The sequence below is a fragment of the Streptomyces cavernicola genome, from assembly GCF_029968035.1.
Taxonomy (GTDB): Bacteria; Actinomycetota; Actinomycetes; order Streptomycetales; family Streptomycetaceae; genus Streptomyces; species Streptomyces cavernicola.
Genome location: NZ_JASCIQ010000008.1, coordinates 217,743 through 233,879, shown reverse-complemented (window position 1 = coordinate 233,879; position 16,137 = coordinate 217,743). Strand labels below are relative to the sequence as shown.

The 16,137-nt window shown below is 73.2% G+C and carries 12 protein-coding genes and 3 pseudogenes; 8 read left to right on the top strand and 7 right to left on the bottom strand.

Going from position 1 to position 16,137, the window contains the following annotated elements; all coding sequences use genetic code 11:
* The first annotated feature begins 246 nt into the window (after window positions 1–246).
* Together QIS96_RS10440 and QIS96_RS10435 are read left to right on the top strand one after the other, a co-directional pair.
* Window positions 247–618 carry a VOC family protein gene (locus QIS96_RS10440; RefSeq protein WP_282542182.1) on the top strand — a complete coding sequence of 124 codons (372 nt, stop codon included), beginning with the start codon at window positions 247–249 and terminating at the stop codon, window positions 616–618.
* 161 nt (window positions 619–779) lie between these two features.
* Complete coding sequence (locus QIS96_RS10435; protein ID WP_282542181.1) at window positions 780–1,190, top strand: hypothetical protein; 411 nt, start codon at window positions 780–782, stop codon at window positions 1,188–1,190.
* Between the two features lie 30 nt (window positions 1,191–1,220).
* On the opposite strand, the gene QIS96_RS10430 is transcribed toward QIS96_RS10435, so the two are convergent.
* Window positions 1,221–2,624, bottom strand: coding sequence for a DEAD/DEAH box helicase (locus tag QIS96_RS10430; RefSeq protein ID WP_282542180.1), 1,404 nt, complete (start codon window positions 2,622–2,624; stop codon window positions 1,221–1,223).
* Window positions 2,625–2,844: 220 nt separating this feature from the next.
* On the opposite strand from QIS96_RS10430, the pseudogene QIS96_RS37830 reads away from it, so the two are divergent.
* A pseudogene (locus tag QIS96_RS37830) lies at window positions 2,845–3,405 on the top strand (patatin-like phospholipase family protein); the annotation flags it as partial.
* A 340-nt stretch (window positions 3,406–3,745) separates the two neighbouring features.
* Here the strand turns inward: QIS96_RS37830 and QIS96_RS10420 are convergent.
* Window positions 3,746–3,895 (bottom strand): annotated as a pseudogene (locus QIS96_RS10420) (DNA alkylation repair protein); the annotation flags it as partial.
* 64 nt (window positions 3,896–3,959) lie between these two features.
* On the opposite strand from QIS96_RS10420, the gene QIS96_RS10415 reads away from it, so the two are divergent.
* The gene (locus tag QIS96_RS10415; RefSeq protein ID WP_282542179.1) at window positions 3,960–4,724 is read left to right on the top strand and encodes an SDR family NAD(P)-dependent oxidoreductase; all 765 of its coding nucleotides are present in this window, start codon (window positions 3,960–3,962) and stop codon (window positions 4,722–4,724) included.
* Window positions 4,725–4,786: 62 nt separating this feature from the next.
* Here QIS96_RS10415 and QIS96_RS10410 read toward each other — a convergent pair whose 3' ends face one another.
* Window positions 4,787–6,160, bottom strand: a complete 1,374-nt coding sequence (locus QIS96_RS10410; RefSeq protein ID WP_282542178.1) for a flavin monoamine oxidase family protein — start codon at window positions 6,158–6,160, stop codon at window positions 4,787–4,789.
* 118 nt (window positions 6,161–6,278) lie between these two features.
* Window positions 6,279–7,679 (bottom strand): cellulase family glycosylhydrolase, encoded by a 1,401-nt coding sequence (locus QIS96_RS10405; RefSeq protein ID WP_408907155.1) that lies wholly within the window; start codon window positions 7,677–7,679, stop codon window positions 6,279–6,281.
* 141 nt (window positions 7,680–7,820) lie between these two features.
* On the opposite strand from QIS96_RS10405, the gene QIS96_RS10400 reads away from it, so the two are divergent.
* A complete protein-coding gene (locus QIS96_RS10400; RefSeq protein WP_282542177.1) occupies window positions 7,821–8,261 on the top strand; it encodes an SMI1/KNR4 family protein in 441 nt (146 codons plus the stop codon).
* Between the two features lie 44 nt (window positions 8,262–8,305).
* On the opposite strand, the gene QIS96_RS10395 is transcribed toward QIS96_RS10400, so the two are convergent.
* Both QIS96_RS10395 and QIS96_RS10390 read right to left on the bottom strand, forming a co-directional pair.
* Entirely contained in the window at window positions 8,306–9,346 is a 1,041-nt protein-coding gene (locus QIS96_RS10395; protein ID WP_282542176.1) for a HEAT repeat domain-containing protein, read from the bottom strand.
* Window positions 9,347–9,572: 226 nt separating this feature from the next.
* Window positions 9,573–10,232: pseudogene (locus tag QIS96_RS10390) on the bottom strand (HEAT repeat domain-containing protein); the annotation flags it as partial.
* A 461-nt stretch (window positions 10,233–10,693) separates the two neighbouring features.
* Here QIS96_RS10390 and QIS96_RS10385 point away from each other — a divergent pair.
* From QIS96_RS10385 to xdhC, 3 genes are read left to right on the top strand one after another with little or no spacing between them, the layout of a single operon-like run.
* Window positions 10,694–12,214, top strand: coding sequence for a xanthine dehydrogenase small subunit (locus QIS96_RS10385; protein ID WP_282542175.1), 1,521 nt, complete (start codon window positions 10,694–10,696; stop codon window positions 12,212–12,214).
* Entirely contained in the window at window positions 12,211–14,595 is a 2,385-nt protein-coding gene (gene xdhB / locus QIS96_RS10380; protein WP_282542174.1) for a xanthine dehydrogenase molybdopterin binding subunit, read from the top strand. The genes QIS96_RS10385 and xdhB overlap by 4 nt, the downstream gene beginning before the upstream one ends.
* Window position 14,596: 1 nt before the next feature.
* Complete coding sequence (xdhC, locus tag QIS96_RS10375) at window positions 14,597–15,403, top strand: xanthine dehydrogenase accessory protein XdhC (RefSeq protein ID WP_282542190.1); 807 nt, start codon at window positions 14,597–14,599, stop codon at window positions 15,401–15,403.
* 31 nt (window positions 15,404–15,434) lie between these two features.
* Here the strand turns inward: xdhC and QIS96_RS10370 are convergent, their stop codons facing one another.
* Window positions 15,435–16,112 carry a FadR/GntR family transcriptional regulator gene (locus QIS96_RS10370; protein WP_282542173.1) on the bottom strand — a complete coding sequence of 226 codons (678 nt, stop codon included), beginning with the start codon at window positions 16,110–16,112 and terminating at the stop codon, window positions 15,435–15,437.
* Window positions 16,113–16,137: the final 25 nt, after the last annotated feature.

The window sequence follows — 16,137 nt, the reverse complement described above, 5'->3', positions numbered from 1 at the left end:
GCCCCCCCCCCCCCCCCGCCGGCGGCGGGCGGGGGGGGGGGGGCGCCCCCGGGCCGCGGGGCCCGCCGCAGCCGGGTTCCCCGCAGCGCCGCTCCCAGTCCCGTCCCGTGAGCCGTCCTCGTGCCCTGGTCTCCGTGTCGCCGCCCGGAAGCGGGGCACCCGGTCCGCGAGGGCCCCGCACCGGTCGTACGCGTCACCGCGGCCGGTACCCCAGGGGTGCCCCGGACGCCGAGGAGGAGGACGAGCATGCGCGCCGTCGAGTACTGCCTGGTCGCCGTGGACTGCCCCGACCCGGTCGCCCTCTCGGGCTTCTACCACGGGCTGCTCGGAGGCGAGGTGAAGAAGTACGACGACGACTGGTACGACCTGTACGCGCCCGGCGGTCACCGCATCGCCTTCCAGCGCGCCCCCGGCCACCGCCCGCCGCAGTGGCCGCGCGCCGACGAGAACTCGCAGCAGCTGCACCTGGACTTCCACGTCCGGGACATGGGCGCCGCCGAGACCCAGGCCCTGTCCCTCGGCGCGGTCCCGCTCGACCTGGACGACCAGGACGGGCAGCGCGGCTTCCGGGTGTACGCGGACCCGGCGGGGCACCCGTTCTGCCTCTGCCAGGCGTGAGACGGGCCGCGTCCAGGGCGCGCCCGAGCGGCTGTGGTGGTTCGCTGGGTGGTGGCGGGGCCGCAGCGTGAGACCGCGGCCCACCCGGCGAGCCCGCGCCCCTGCGAAGCCGGCGAGACCGTACCTCTGCGAAGGACGCAGCCCCACGAAGGACGCAGCCCATGAACGACCAGAGCACCAAGAGCAAGGCACCGGACGCGGCCACGGCGGTGAGCAGCCGCTGCGTCACCGTGACGCTGAGCGACTGCAGCGCCGATGAGGCCCACGCCGTCCTCGACTACCTGAGCAGCCTCTTCCCGTACGAGGAGTGCGGCCCGGTGCGAGCCGACACACATCCGCACACGCCCACCGTCTGGTCGGCGACCCTCGACACGACGCGTCCCGCCGCGCCGCCCGCCGAGCCGCGGCCGCCCGTCGGCGTGCAGGGCCCGGTCGAGGTCACGCTGCAGGGCACGCCGCAGGACGTCGCGGCCGTCCACACGGCACTCGAAGAGGCCTTCAGCTTCCACGACGAGGGCACGGTCTCGGGCGACCAGGAGCGGGAGGTGCAGCTGCGGATCAGCTCGCGGTGAGCTCCCGCCGTACGTATGGGGTGGCGCCGCTCAGCGGCCGCGGCGCACCCGTGCGGCCTTGCGCGCCTCGGCGAGCTTGCGGGCCTCGGCCGACTTCCGGGACGACCTGCCGCCTCCGCCGCCTCCTTGGGTGCCGCTGCCGCTCTTGGTGGAGCCGAGGCCGCGGAACGGCTGGTTGGTGTTCTTGGGCCGGGGCGTCGCCGAGCCGTCGAGCGGAGTGCCGGACGGGGCCTTCGCACCGGTGATCCGGCTCAGCTCGGCGTCGCCCGAGCGGACCTTGGTCACCTTCGGCTCGACGCCCGCCTCGGCCGTCACGAGGCCCAACTCCCGCCGCCCGCCCGACAGTACGAGCGTGACGACGCGGCCCGACTCGCCGGCGCGGGCCGTCCGGCCCGCCCGGTGCAGATAGTCCTTGGCGTCGGTGGGCGGGTCCACGTTGACGACCAGGTCGAGTTCGTCGACGTGCAGGCCGCGGGCCGCGACGTTGGTCGCCACGAGCGCGGTGACCTCGCCGTTCTTGAACTGCGCGAGGGTCTTGGAGCGCTGCGGCTGTGACTTCCCGCTGTGCAGCGCCGCCGCGTGCACCCCGTGCGCCCGCAGATGCTTGGTGAGCAGGTCGACCGAGTGCTTCGTGTCGAGGAACAGCAGCACACGGCCGTCGCGGGCGGCGATCTCCGTGGTGACGGCGTACCGGTCGGGGCCGTGCACGACGAGCACGTGGTGCTCCATCGACGTGACCGCACCCGCCGACGGGTCGACGGAGTGCTCGGCCGGCTCGTGCAGATAGCCCTGCACCAGCTGCTGGACGTCCCGGTCCAGGGTCGCCGAGAACAGCATCCGCTGACCGTCGGCCGCCACCAGGTCGAGCGCCTCCGTGACCTGCGGCAGAAAGCCCAGGTCGCACATCTGGTCCGCCTCGTCGAGCACGGTGATCCGCACCCGGCTCAGACGGACGGCCTTGCGCTCGACGAGATCGTGCAGCCGGCCCGGGGTGGCGACGACGACCTCGGCCCCGTCCCGCAGCGCGGCGATCTGCCGGCCGATCGACAGGCCCCCGACGACGGTGGCGATCCGCAGCCGCAGCGCGTCGGCGTACGGGGTGAGCGCCTCGGTGACCTGCTGCGCCAGCTCGCGCGTGGGCGCGAGGATCAGCGCCAGCGGCTGCTTCGGCTCGGCCCGCCGCCCGGCCGTCCGCGCGAGCAGCGGCAGGCCGAAGGCGAGCGTCTTGCCCGAGCCGGTGCGCCCGCGCCCGAGCGCGTCCCGGCCGGCGAGCGCGTCCGGCACGGTGGCCGCCTGAATGGGGAACGGCTCGCGCACCCCGCGCTCGTCGAGGGCGCGGAGCACGGGGGCGGGCAGCCCGAGCCCGGCAAATCCCCCGGAGGAGGAGACGGAGGAGGAGGCGGGGGAGGAGACGGTCTGTTCGGTCTGAGCCATGAAGAGCCTTCCGCAGGCGTACGTACCGAGGAAGGCCCGGCAGGAGTTGGTCGGCAGAACGGGGCCTTGAGCGAGTCGACGGAACGCGATTCGGCCCCCGGAAACAGTACCGGCGGAAGACCGGGAGCGGAGCCACGGGCCTTTTCGGAGGGCTGCTATCGTCGACGGGGAAACGGGGAGGGCTCCCCACTTATGGGGGCCGGCGGCGAAGGAGACGGGGATGGCAGGAGCGGGGCTGGATGGGGCGGGGACGGCGGGGACCGCGCTCGTGCTGGGCGGCGGAGGGCCGGTCGGTGGGGCCTGGCTGACCGGGGTGCTCGCGGGCCTCGCGGACGGGGGCGTCGACCTCGGGGCGGCCGGCGCGGTCATCGGCGCATCCGCGGGCGCGATCTTCGGCGCGCGCCTGGCGACGGGCGAGACGCCGCAGTCCCTGTACGAGCGCCAACTCGCCGGCGCCGACCGGATCGAGCTGGGCGTCACCGCCACGCAGACGCTCCGCTTCCTGTGGGCGGCGCTGGGGTCGAGGGACCCCGAGCGTTCCGTGCGACGTCTGGGGCGCGCCGCGCTCGCGGCCCGAACCGTCCCCGAAGAGCAGGTCCTCGACGTGCTGCGGCCGATCCTGCGCGAGGCGGAGGACTGGCCCGAGCGGACGGCGCTGCGGGTGGCCGTCGTGGACGCCGAGAGCGGTGGGCTCGCGCGCTTCGACCGGGACTCGGGGGTCCCGCTCGCGCGGGCGGTCGCCGCGAGCTGCGCGGTACCGGTGGTCTGGCCGCCGATCACGGCTCTGGGCCGCCGCTGGATCGACGGCGCGAGCCGGTCGACCACGCCCTTCGCTCTGGCCCGCGGGTGCCGCCGCGTCCTGGCCGTCTCGCCCGTCCCGTCCGCCGTCGGCCCCGCACCCGAGCGCGCGGCGGCAGGCCGGCGAGCTGGCCGCCTCGGGCGCTTCCGTCACACTCGTCGTCCCGGACGCGGCCGCTCGCCGCGCCATGGGCCGGGACATGACCGCCGACCACCGCAGGGCGGACGCGGCTCGCGCGGGCCACCGGCAGGGTGCGGTAGCGGCGGACTCGGTGCGGGAAGTGCTGAGCGGCGGCTGACGGGCGAACAGGCCGGGGGCCTGACTACACGCTGTCCTTCTTCCGGCGGACCATCTCGTCGATCCACACGGGCGCGTACGGCGAGGTGCAGCCGGGGGAGGTCGGGTAGTCCCTGAGGACCTGCAGGCGTTCGCCGACGGCGCGGGCGCGGTGCTCCGGGTGCTCGATGCCGATCGTCGACTCCACCGCCTCAGCGTACGGGGGCCTTGAAGCGGGGCTCCTCGTGATGCTTTGATCGATGATCGATCAAATAGCTGGAGGTCTTGTCGTGCAGCTGCAGCAGCCCATCACCGTCGTCACCGGCGGCAGTCGCGGCATCGGCGCCGCGATCTGCGTGCGCCTGGCCGAGGAGGGGCATGACGTCGTCGTCGGCTACCGCTCCGACGCCGCGGCCGCGCAGCAGGTCGCCGAGGCCGTGACCGCGCACGGCCGCCGCTGTCTGGCCGTGCGCGTCGACACCGCAGACGAGGCCGATGTCGACCAACTCTTCGACATCGCAAGCCAGTTGGGGCCCGTCACCGGCCTGGTCAACAACGCGGGCGTCAGCGGACCCAACGGCCCTCTGGCCGAGGCCGACGCGGAGGGCATGCGCCGTGCTCTCGACGTCAACGTGCTCGGCTACCTCCTCTGCGCGCGCCGCGCCGTACGGGACATGTCGGCGCGGGGGAGCGGCGCGATCGTCAACATCTCCTCGGCCGCCGCGACGCTCGGCGGGCCCGGCCAGTACGTGCACTACGCCGCGGCGAAGGCGGCCGTCGACGCGCTGACCGTGGGCCTCGCCAAGGAGGTCGCACAGGACGGCATCCGCGTCAACTGTGTTGCGCCGGGCACCGTTTGGACCGACTTCCACGAGGATCCGCAGCGCCCCGCCAAGGTCGCCGCGAACATCCCGATGGGCCGCGCCGGCCGGCCCGAGGAGGTGACCGGCGCCGTCGCCTGGCTCCTGTCCGAGGACGCCTCGTACGCGACCGGAGCGGTGGTGCGCGTGGCGGGCGGACTCTGAGCGGGCGGACTCTGAGAGGGCGGGCTCTGAGAGGGACGGATCTGAGCGGGAGGGCCCGCCGGTCAAGCGGGCTTGTCGAGGATCTCCGTCGCCGCGCGGTGGCCCGAGCGGACCGCGCCGTCCATGTAGCCGTTCCAGATCGCGGCGGTCTCGGCGCCCGCCCAGTGGATGCGGCCGACCGGGGCGGAGAGCGCGGCGCCGTACTGCGTCCAGGCCCCGGCGGCGAGCCGGCCGCCGTAGCAGCCGCGGGTGAACTCCTCGGCGGACCAGTCCAGTTCGACGACGTCGAAGGGGTGCGCGGCCTTCGGCCCGAAGTACTTCACGAGCGACGACAGGACGAGCTGGCGCCGCTCCTCGGCGCTCAGCAGTCCGGCTCTGCGCGCGTGCGCGCCCTCGAAGAAGCCGACGAGGACGCCGCACGAGGCGTCCTGCGGGGAGTTGTCGAGCACGACGTCGAACGCGTCGCCCGGGTCGAGGCTGAGGACCAGGCCGTTCAGCCCTTCCTCGCGCCAGAACGGGGTGTCGTAGCCGATCTGGAACTTGATCACCGAACCGGCCGGCATCTGCTGCGTGAGCCCGTCCCGCAGGGCGGGCAGCGGCGGTACGTAGCGGATGCGGCCGGCCAGGGTCTGCGGCACGGCGACCACCGCGTGCCGGGCCGTGACCGCGCGCCGGGCCGTGACGCTGTCGCTCTCGTACTCGACGACGACGCCCGACTCGTCCTGCCGGACGGTGCGGACCACGGCGTTCAGGCGGACCCGGTCGCCGAGTTCCGCGGCCATCCGCTCGGCGATCCGGTGTGTGCCGCCGACCACCCGGGACTCCTGCGCGCCGCCCGTGGTGGTCATCAGGGCGGTGAGGCTCGTGCCGGACTTCACGTAGAACAGGAAGTGCAGGAGGGAGAGTTCGGGGGTCTCGGCGGAGAACAGGGAGGGGACGATGCGGCGGAAGAAGCGGCGCGCGACGTCGTCCTCGGTGTGCTCGACCAGCCAGCTGTCGAGCGTCCCGCGGTCCAGGCCCTCGGCGCCCTCGGTCTCCCAGGGCGCCTCGACGGCGACCGTGGCGGCCCGGGTCTCCAACTCCGTCCAGAGGCGGGCGACTTCGGCCGCCGAGCGGGGCGGAAGGCCGTAGCTCTCGTCGGTGTACGGGATCACCTTCCCGTCGAGGACGGTGAGGTACTGGCCCTCGTCGAAGCTGGGGAAGGTCTCCAGGCCCAGCTCGTCGATGAGCCCGAGCACCGCGTCCTGTGTGGGGCCGACCCACTGGCCGCCCAGCTCGACGGGCGTCCCGTTGCCGAGGAAGCCGCCGTGCGTGCGGCCCGCGACCCGGTCGCGGGCCTCCAGGACGGTCACGGTCCGGCCCGCCGCGACCAGTCGGCGGGCGGCGCTCAGGCCGGCCAGACCCGCGCCCACCACGACGACGTCGACCTCGTGCATCGCTCGCCCCTCCCGAAAAGCCGGTCGGCTGACCGGAACGGCCGAACGTAGCCCCCGGCGTACGGGCGCACAACCCCGCGGGCCCCGCCGACCAGTTCGGTGGAGCGTCCGGGGAGTGTCAGGCCGGTGGGCGCTCGGCCGTCACCGTCACGTGCGCGCCCGGCGCCGCCAACACCCAGGCTCTGTCCCCGCGTTGGACCACTGTGGCCCCGCCGCGGGCCTTGACCCGCCAGTCCTCGGCGGGCAGCGACACCTCGGTGACGCGCGGGCCGGGGCGGGTGGCCGCGTCGTACGCCAACCGGTAGACGCCGCCGGCCGGGTCGTACGCGGAGGACCTGACCGTGCCCGCGACGGCCTCCGCGTACGGCTCGGCGGTGAGCTCCTTGTTCGTACGGAACGCGCCCTTCTCGTCGACCGCGCAGTAGCCGCCGCCGTAGCACCACACGTAGCCCGCGAAGCCGGAGCTGTAGCGGCCGAGGGAGGCCATGGCGTCGCGGTAGAAGCGGTTCATGTTCGGCAGGTTGTTGTTGAGCGGGCCCCACTCGCCCACCAGGACCGGCACTTCGTACCGGCTCGGGTACTGCGTGACGGCCGCCTCGTAGGCCTCGATCCAGCCCGCCGACGGGTCGTAGTCCGCGCCGCTCTCCATCGCGGTGTTGTAGAAGTGCGGGGCGTACACCACCTTCTCGTCGTCGATGCGGCCGAGGCCCGTCGGGACGCCCTCGCCGACGATCGGGGTCGGCTCGACGAAGACCCAGTTGTCGTCGTCGACCGAACGGACCGCGTCGGCAAGGCGGTTGTACATCGGCGTCAGGTGCTCGCGCTCGATGCGGCGGGCCGCGTCCGGCAGCTCCTCCCCCGCGCGGAGCTCGCCCATCGGCTCGTTGATCAGGTCGTAGCCGAACACGGCCGGATGGTCGGCGAAGCGGTCGGCGAGCACGCGCCACATGCGGGCCTGCGCGCGCCGCAGATCCTCGTCCTCGTAGAGGTGCGTGAACGCGCGCTGCACGGCGGGCTGGAAGTACTCGGAGAACCAGTCGTCCGGGTTCGGCTCGAAAGGCAGGCCGTCCGTCCTCGTGGCCCACTCGGGAACGCCGCGGTGGCCGAAGGCCGGCCCGAACACGTCCTGGTGCGCGTCGATGAGCACGCGTACGTCGTACCGCTCGGCCCAGTCGAGGATGCGCTCGATCTTCCGCAGATAGTCCTCGCTGTACTCGCCCTGCCGCGGCTCCAGGTCGTCCCAGAAGACAAGCAGACGGGCGAAGTTGAAGCCCTTGGCCCGCATGTCGCGGAAGTGCTTCTCCTCGATCGCGGAGAGCGCGGCCTCGCCCCGGTTCGCCTTGTCCTCGACGTTCCAGCCGCGCAGCGTCAGCGTACGGCCGCGCTCGTCGGTGAGGGCGGGGATGGCGGAGGCCGAGGCTGTGCCTGTGCCTGTGGTGCTCGTGGAGTCGTCGGCGTGGGCGGCCGAGACCGGCAGGAGCGCGGCGGTCAGCAGGGCGACGAGGGTTCTGCGCAGCAAGTGGGTCTCCAGGTGGTCAACTGGCCCAGAGGGAACGGGTGTTACCCGTGGTTCTACTCGCCGGTACGGCAGATGGGAAGGGGCGTGGGGCAGAAGTAGGCTGAACAAGACAATGTCGCGGCAGCCGAACTCGGACCCCCCATGAGCTGTGAAGAGACCTTCCCCGCGGCTCCGCCGAGCCGCCTGACCGAGCTGGAGCAGCGCATCGGCGCCAAGCTCCCTGATGCTTACCGCGCCTACTTGGGCACTCAGGACGGCGGCGCGCCCGGTGGCTACAACCACGTCGGCATCGAGGTCATCTTCGGAGTCGGCGAGGTCCCCGGCTGGGCCAGCCTCTGGCGCTTTCTGGACTCATCGGGGGATGTGATTCCCGACGGCAGCATTCCCGTGGGCGCAGACGGAGGCGGCGGTCTGTTCCTGCTGGCCGTGACCGGCACGGATCGCGGTTCCGTCTGGTACCAGAGCGGCGAACTGGAAGAGGACGATTCGGGTGCGGTCCTCCCCGTGGTCCGCGAGCGACTCGCCGACACCTGGGGGGAGTTCCTGGCGTCGATCGGGCCGCTTGAGGATCGGCGTCCTTAGGGGACCTCCGCGCTGGAGCAGGCCGGTGGTCCGGTCGTGTCGGTTCAAGCGGTGGCGCGCAGCTGCAACAGGTACGTCGCCGTCAGGGCCACCGCGCGGTCCGCGTCCTGGGACAGCTCCGTGAGGGCGCGCGTCGCCGTGGCGCCCGGGATGTCGGCCAGGGCCTGGGTCAGCCGGCCGCGTGCCGGGGCGGCGGTGGAGGCGTGGGCGAGGCGGTCGACCAGGCCGGTCGCGATCCGCTCCGCCGTTGCCGTGTCGTGTGCGAGCGCGCTCAGCACATCCGCCGCGTCTGTGTCGTTCCGGCCCGCCACGACCATGTCGACGAGCGTCGGGACCACCTCGGCCGCCCCGCGTGCGCCGAGCGCCAGCGCCGCCTGCCCGCGGACCACGTCGTCCGCGTCGCCGAAGGCGTCCCGCAGCCGCGCCGTCGCCTCGTCGCCGGGCAGCTCGGCGAGCGACCGGACGGCACGCTCCCGTACCTCGGGGCGGGGCGAGGCGAGGCCCTCGGCGAGCAGCGCGGCCGCGCTCGCACCGCTGTTGCTGCCGCCGCTCTCACTGCTGCTGTCGCCCGCCCGCGCGAGGGCCCAGCGCAGTGCCCCGGCCACGTTCGGGTCGGCCTCGCCCAGGGCCGCCTCGACCAGGGCCTCCACCGGCGCGGGCACCTCGTCGCCGGAGGAGAGCGCCGCACGCTGCCGGGCCGCGGTGCTCTGCGAGCCGAGCGCCTGAAGGAGCGCCACCACCTGCAGCACGTCGTCCCAGGCGGCGGGCTCCGCGGCGTCGATCCGGCGCAGCCGGGTGAGCAACTCGCGCTCGGCGGCGATGCGTTCGCGCGTCTGCCGGATCAGGTCCTCGACGAGTGCCGAGGGCGCGAAGCCGGGATCGTCGAGGGCCCGCCCGATCTCGCGCAGCGACATCCCGAGCGAGCGCAGGCTCTCCACGTGGAAGATCCGCCGGATGTCGGCGGCCGCGTACTCCCGGTAGCCGGAGCTCGTACGCCCCGTGGGCCGCACCAGGCCGAGCGACTCGTAGTGCCTGAGCATGCGGGCGCTCACCCCGGACCGCCGCGCCACCTCACCGATCAACACGCCCTGCCGCCCTTCCTGCGCCGCCGACCCCGCCTTGAACCTACGGGGTGTCCCCGATCACCGCGGGCCCGCGCCCCAGCCTCCGGCCCGGGGAAGATCCCCTCCCCGCCCCTTCCCGAAAGCTTGCAGCAGCTTCGGGGGCTCCGCCCCCGGACCCCCTCCCCCAAGCTCTCGGCTGCGCTCGAGCAGGGGGGACCCCCATCTCAAACGCCGGAGGGTCTGGATTTTCGCCCGACCCGCCAAGAGCCACGACGCGCTTCGCCTCCTCGATCGCGAACTCGAAGCCCGCTTCCGGGTCGTGCAGGAGCCGCTCCGTGGCGAGTGCGTGCGTGCGCACCCGCGGGTCGGCGGTCGCCGCCGCCGTGCGCAGCGCCGGCACGATCAGCTCGCCGAGCGCGAGCAGCGCCCTGCTGAGGCTCAGCCGCGTCTCCCGGTCGCCGCGCCCGAGCTGCGCCGCGAGCTCCGCCGCGAGGCCGGACTCCGCGCCCTCCGGTACGAGCAGCACCGCGGCCCGCCAGGCGCTCCGCGCCACCTCCTCGTCGGGGTCGGCCAGGAGCGCCGGGGTGATCGCCGGCCACGCCGACCGGTCCCCGACCTTGGACAGGGTGTGCAGCGCCTGGCTCCGGGCCTGCGCACGCTCCGAGCGGACCTCGCGGAGCAGCGCAGGGAGCGTCACGGACACCGGGTGCCGGGTGAGCGCCCAGGTCAGCATGTCGCGTACGAAGAACTCCGGCTCGACCGCGCAGCGTTCGACGAGCGGCTCGACGAACCTCGGGTCGGGCGCCGAGCCGACCTCCATCGCGGCCCGCAGCCGCACCGACGAACGGCCGTCCGCCAGGCTTTCCAGTACAGCCGCCGAATCCTGGCCCAGGGTCTCCATGGTCATCGGGACCACCTCCTGGACCAGGAGTGAAGGGCTTGACACGGTGTCAAGGTCAAGCGGACCCGTCCCCTGCGCCGGGAAGTGACCCCTTGACCGCTGCGAGGTCGGCCGATTAGCTTGCCGTAGCCGTCGATCCAGGACTACGAAGAAGGGGGCGACCAGCGGATGAACACCTGCTCTGATCTCGGTCGCCTCGCCCAGCGCACGGTCTGGGTTCCGGGTCGGATCGCGCACGGCTGCTGACCGCGCCGACCTGATCGGCCCGTCCGCCGCCCGTCCGCGGCGCTTTCCGGGTTTCCTCCCACCCTTTCCTTCCGGTTTCCGTCCGGCACCTTCCGGCGTCCCGCCGACGTGTGCCGTGCTGCGCCCGCTGCCCTCGCGCGCGGTGCGCCGACCACAGAAAGCTGCCCGACCTTGGCGAACATGATGCATCGACCGATCACGCTCCGTGACGAGGCCCTCTCGTGACGGGGGCACGGATCACCGTCAACGGCCAGGAGGCGCCGCTCGCACCGGCCGCGCCCCACACCACCGTCCTGGACTTCCTGCGCGAGCGGGGCCTCACCGGCACCAAGGAAGGGTGCGCCGAGGGGGAGTGCGGGGCCTGTTCGGTCCTCGTCGCCCGGCCCGGCGTCGACAAGCCCACCGACTGGGTCGCGGTCAACGCCTGCCTGGTCCCGGCCGCGTCCCTCGACGGCCAGGAGGTCATCACCTCCGAGGGCCTCGCCACCCCCGGCGAAGCCGGGACGCCGCCCGCGCTGCACCCCGTGCAGGAGGAGATGGCCGTACGCGGCGGCTCCCAATGCGGTTACTGCACACCGGGGTTCGTGTGCAGCATGGCCGCCGAGTACTACCGGCCCGACCGGTGTCCGACGCACGACGGGGCGGAACCGGGCGGGCATGAAGACCCCGAGCACGGCCCGAACGGCACCGACCCGGAGCACGGCCCGAACGGCTTCGACCTGCACGCCCTGAGCGGCAACCTGTGCCGCTGCACCGGCTACCGCCCGATCCGCGACGCCGCGTTCGCCGTCGGCGCGCCCACCGCCGAGGACCCCCTGGCCCAGCGCCGCGAGCAGGCCCCGCCCGCTCCCGTCGCCACCGAGTACGCCCAGGACGACAGCGCGTTCGTACGCAAGGACACCCTCGCCGAGACCCTGCGGCTGCTGCACGAGCGGCCGGACGCGGTGGTGGTCGCCGGGTCCACCGACTGGGGCGTCGAGGTCAACATCCGCTCCCGCAGGGCGAGTTGCGTCGTCGCCGTCGACCGCCTCCCCGAACTCCGGGAGCTGCGCGTCGAGTCGGACCACGTGGAGATCGGGGCCGCCCTCACGCTCACCGAGGTCGAGCGCCGCCTGGACGGGCAGGTGCCGCTGCTGGCCGAGCTGTTCCCGCAGTTCGCGTCCCGGCTGATCCGCAACGGCGCGACCCTGGGCGGCAACCTGGGCACCGGCTCGCCCATCGGGGACAGCCCGCCCGTGCTGCTCGCGCTGGACGCCTCGGTGGTGCTCGCCGGGGTCGACGGGGAGCGGGAGGTGCCGCTCGCCGACTACTTCACCGGGTACCGGCAGAGCGTGCGCCGCGAGGGCGAGTTGATCCGCTCGGTGCGCGTGCCGCTGCCGCTCTCGCCGGTCACGGCCTTCCACAAGATCGCCAAGCGGCTCTTCGACGACATCTCCAGCGTGGCCGTCGCCTTCGCCCTCGACGTCCGGGACGGCGTCGTACGCAAGGCGCGCATCGGCCTCGGCGGCGTGGCCGCGACGCCGATCCGCGCCCGCGCCACGGAGGCGGCCCTGGAGGGCCGGCCGTGGACGAGCGGGACCGTCGAGGCCGCGGCCTGGGTGCTGCGCGGCGAGGGCACGCCGATGGACGACCATCGCGCCAGCTCCCTCTACCGCTCCGCGATGCTCGGCCAGAGCCTGCTGAAGCTGTACGCGGAGACCCCCGAGCCCCACGCGCAAACCACCGAGGCGGTGTCGTCATGAGCCAGTTGTCCGAGCGCCCCGAGAACCCCGTGGTCGGGCTCTCCCTGCCGCACGAGAGCGCCCACCTGCACGTCACCGGGGCCGCGCTCTACACCGACGACCTGGTCCAGCGCACCAAGGACGTGCTGCACGCCCACCCGGTCCAGGTCATGAAGGCGCACGGCCGGATCACCGCCCTGCGCACCGCGCCCGCGCTTCAAGTGCCCGGTGTCGTACGGGTGTTGACCGGTGCGGACGTGCCCGGCGTGAACGACGCCGGGATGAAGCACGACGAGCCGCTCTTCCCCGACGAGGTCATGTTCCACGGCCACGCCGTCGCCTGGGTGCTCGGCGAGACCCTGGAGGCGGCCCGGCTCGGGGCGCAGGCCGTCGAGGTGGAGCTCGACGAACTGCCCTCCGTGATCACGCTGCAGGACGCGATGGCCGCCGACAGCTTCCACGGCGCACGGCCCGTGATGCTGACCGGCGACGTGGACGCCGGGTTCGCCGACTCGGCGCATGTGTTCAGCGGCGAGTTCCACTTCTCCGACCAGGAGCACTTCTACCTGGAGACGCACGCCGCGCTCGCCCAACTCGACGAGTCGGGGCAGGTGTTCGTGCAGAGCAGCACCCAGCACCCGTCCGAGACCCAGGAGATCGTGGCGCACGTCCTCGGCCTGCACAGCCACGAGGTGACCGTGCAGTGCCTGCGGATGGGCGGCGGCTTCGGCGGCAAGGAGATGCAGCCGCACGGCTTCGCCGCCGTCGCCGCGCTCGGCGCGAAGCTCACCGGACGGCCCGTGCGGCTGCGGCTCAACCGCACCCAGGACCTCACGATGTCCGGCAAGCGCCATGGTTTCCACGCCAGTTGGAAGATCGGCTTCGACGCCGAGGGCCGCATCCAGGCCCTCGACGCCACCCTCACCGCCGACGGCGGCTGGAGCCTGGACCTCTCCGAGCCGGTCACGGCCCGCGCCCTCTGCCACATCGACAACACCTACTGGCTGCCCAACGCCCGCATCACCGGCCGCATCGCCAAGACCAACAAGGTCTCCAACACGGCCTTCCGCGGCTTCGGCGGGCCCCAGGGCATGCTCGTGATCGAGGACATCATGGGCCGCTGCGCCCCGCTCCTCGGCCTCGACCCGACGGAGCTGCGGGAGCGCAACTTCTACGGCAAGGACCAGTCGACGCCGTACGGGCAGCTCGTGACGCACCCCGAGCGGATCGCCGCCGTCTGGGAAGAGGTGCAGCGGAACGCGGGCGTCGCCGACCGGCGCAGGGAGATCGCCGCGTTCAACGCCGCGCACCCGCACACCAAGCGGGCCCTCGCCGTCACCGGCCTCAAGTTCGGCATCTCGTTCAACCTCACCGCCTTCAACCAGGGCGGTGCCCTCGTCCTGATCTACAAGGACGGCTCGGTCCTCATCAACCACGGCGGCACCGAGATGGGCCAGGGCCTGCACACCAAGATGCTGCAGGTCGCCGCGACCACCCTCGGCATCCCGCTGCACAAGGTCCGCCTCGCCCCGACCCGTACCGACAAGGTCCCCAACACCTCGGCCACAGCGGCGAGTTCGGGCGCGGACCTGAACGGTGCGGCGGTGAAGAACGCCTGTGAGCAGCTGCGCGAACGGCTCTCGCAGGTGGCCGCCTCGCAGCTGGGGGCCAACGCCTCGGACGTACGGATCGTCGAGGGCGTCGCCCGTGCGCTCGGCAACGACAAGGAGTTGGCCTGGGACGACCTGGTGCGGACGGCGTACTTCCAGCGGGTGCAGCTGTCGGCGGCCGGGTTCTACCGGACCGAGGGGCTGCACTGGGACGCCAACACGTTCACCGGCACCCCGTTCAAGTACTTCGCCCATGGCGCGGCCGTGGCCGAGGTGGAGGTGGACGGCTTCACCGGCGCGTACCGCCTGCGCCGGGTGGACATCGTGCACGACGTCGGCGACAGCCTCTCCCCGATGATCGACATCGGCCAGGTCGAGGGCGGCTTCGTGCAGGGCGCGGGCTGGCTGACCCTGGAGGACATGCGCTGGGACGCGAGCGACGGACCGCAGCGGGGTCGCCTCCTCACGCAGGCGGCCAGCACGTACAAGCTGCCGAGCTTCTCCGAGATGCCCGAGGAGTTCCACGTCACGCTGCTGCAGAACGCGGGCGAGGAGGGCGCGGTCTACGGCTCCAAGGCGGTGGGCGAGCCGCCGCTGATGCTGGCGTTCTCGGTACGGGAGGCGCTGCGTCAGGCCGCCGCCGCGTTCGGGCCGAGCGGGGTGGCCGTCGAGCTGGCCTCGCCCGCGACGCCGGAGGCGGTGTACTGGGCGATCGAGTCCGCCCGCGCGGCCGGTGCGGAGCCAGGGGCAGGCGAACTCCCCACGAGCACGGCAGCGTTGAGCGGTGCCTGACATGAGCTGGGTCGCCGCGGTCGCGCGGCTGCGGGCACGCCGGGAGCCCGGCGTCCTCGTGACCGTCGCGACCGTGCGCGGCCACGCACCGCGCGAGGCCGGCGCGAAGCTCGTCGTGGGCCGGACCGGGACCTGGGGCTCCATCGGCGGCGGCAACGTCGAGGCCGTCGCCATCGACCGGGCCCGCGAGCTGATCGACGCGGGCAAGGCGGAGCCCGAGCTGATCGACTTCGCCCTGAACGACAAGGTGACCAACCAGCACGGCGTCCAGTGCTGCGGCGGCACCGTCCAGGTCCTCCTCGAACCCCTGCACGTCGTACGGGCGGTGGCGGTCTTCGGCGTCGGGCACGTCGGTCTGGAGCTGGCGCGCATCCTCGTACGCCAGGATCTCGACCTGCACCTGATCGACAGCCGTGCCGCGATGCTGGCCGACGAGCGGCTCGGGGTGCTCGCGGACGCGGTGGCGCAGGTGTACGTCCACCACACGCCGCTGCTGCCCGAGGAAGTCCTGGAGCAACTGCCGCACGGCGCCCATGTGTTGATCATGACCCATGACCACGCCGAGGACGCCGCGCTGTGCGACGCGGCGCTGCGTACGGACCACCTCGGTTCGGTCGGCCTGATCGGCTCGGCCGCGAAGTGGGCGCGCTTCCGCAAGCGCCTCTCGACCGAGGGCGGCCACGAGGACGCGGTGATCGACCGCATCAAGACGCCGATCGGCCTGCCCGACATCGCGGGCAAGGACCCCGCGACGATCGCGGTGAGCGTCGCGGCGGACCTGCTGCGCACGTTCGGGGAAGAGGGCTAGGGCCCTTCAGGAATGCGGGGGCGGCCGGGATTCAGTCCCGGTCGTCCCGTTCCTGCTGGTCGAGGATGGTGAGGACGACCGCCGTGGCCGTGGTCGGGTCGCCGTGCCGGACCGCCTCGTAGAGCTCCTCGTGCGAGGTGTCGTTGCGGGCGATGGTGTGCTCCATGCACTGGTCGACCTTGATGCTGTCGCGCAGCGCGTCGCTCATGCCCTGGTAGAGGTCCTGCAGCACGGAGTTGTGGGCGGCCTCCGCGATCCGCAGATGGAAGTCCACGTCGGCGTCGGCGAAGGCCTCCACGTCGGCCTTGCCGCTCGCGGCGGCCCGGCGGTCCAGGGCCTCGCGCAGCCGCTCCAGGTCCTCGTCGGTGCGCCGCGTCGCCGCGAGCCGGGCCGCGACCAGGTCGAGCCCGCGGCGTACGTCCATGACATCCGTGGCCCCGGCCTCGTCGAGGCGGCGGCGGAGCGCGACCTGGGCCTCGTCGGTGGCGGTCACGAACGTGCCGTGGCCCTGGCGGGTCGTCAACAGGCCCGCGTGCACCAGGACTCGGACGGCCTCCCGCACCGACAGGCGGCTGACCTGCAGCATCTCGGCGAGCCTGGTCTCCGAGGGGATCTTGTCGCCGAGCTGCCAGACGCCCTGGGCGATCTCCTGCCGCAGCTCCGCGATCACTCCGTCGACGAGGGACGGGGCGCGCTCCACGTTTTTCATGACACCACACCTCTGTTTTTCATGT

What these genes read in the sequence shown, in the direction of transcription:
- QIS96_RS10440 (WP_282542182.1), top strand. Translation starts at nt 247, where the DNA reads ATGCGCGCCGTCGAGTACTGCCTGGTCGCCGTGGACTGCCCCGACCCG.
- QIS96_RS10435 (WP_282542181.1), top strand. Translation starts at nt 780, where the DNA reads ATGAACGACCAGAGCACCAAGAGCAAGGCACCGGACGCGGCCACGGCG.
- QIS96_RS10430 (WP_282542180.1), bottom strand. Translation starts at nt 2,624, where the DNA reads ATGGCTCAGACCGAACAGACCGTCTCCTCCCCCGCCTCCTCCTCCGTC.
- QIS96_RS10415 (WP_282542179.1), top strand. Translation starts at nt 3,960, where the DNA reads ATGATCGATCAAATAGCTGGAGGTCTTGTCGTGCAGCTGCAGCAGCCC.
- QIS96_RS10410 (WP_282542178.1), bottom strand. Translation starts at nt 6,160, where the DNA reads ATGCACGAGGTCGACGTCGTCGTGGTGGGCGCGGGTCTGGCCGGCCTG.
- QIS96_RS10400 (WP_282542177.1), top strand. Translation starts at nt 7,821, where the DNA reads ATGAGCTGTGAAGAGACCTTCCCCGCGGCTCCGCCGAGCCGCCTGACC.
- xdhB (WP_282542174.1), top strand. Translation starts at nt 12,211, where the DNA reads ATGAGCCAGTTGTCCGAGCGCCCCGAGAACCCCGTGGTCGGGCTCTCC.
- xdhC (WP_282542190.1), top strand. Translation starts at nt 14,597, where the DNA reads ATGAGCTGGGTCGCCGCGGTCGCGCGGCTGCGGGCACGCCGGGAGCCC.
- QIS96_RS10370 (WP_282542173.1), bottom strand. Translation starts at nt 16,112, where the DNA reads ATGAAAAACGTGGAGCGCGCCCCGTCCCTCGTCGACGGAGTGATCGCG.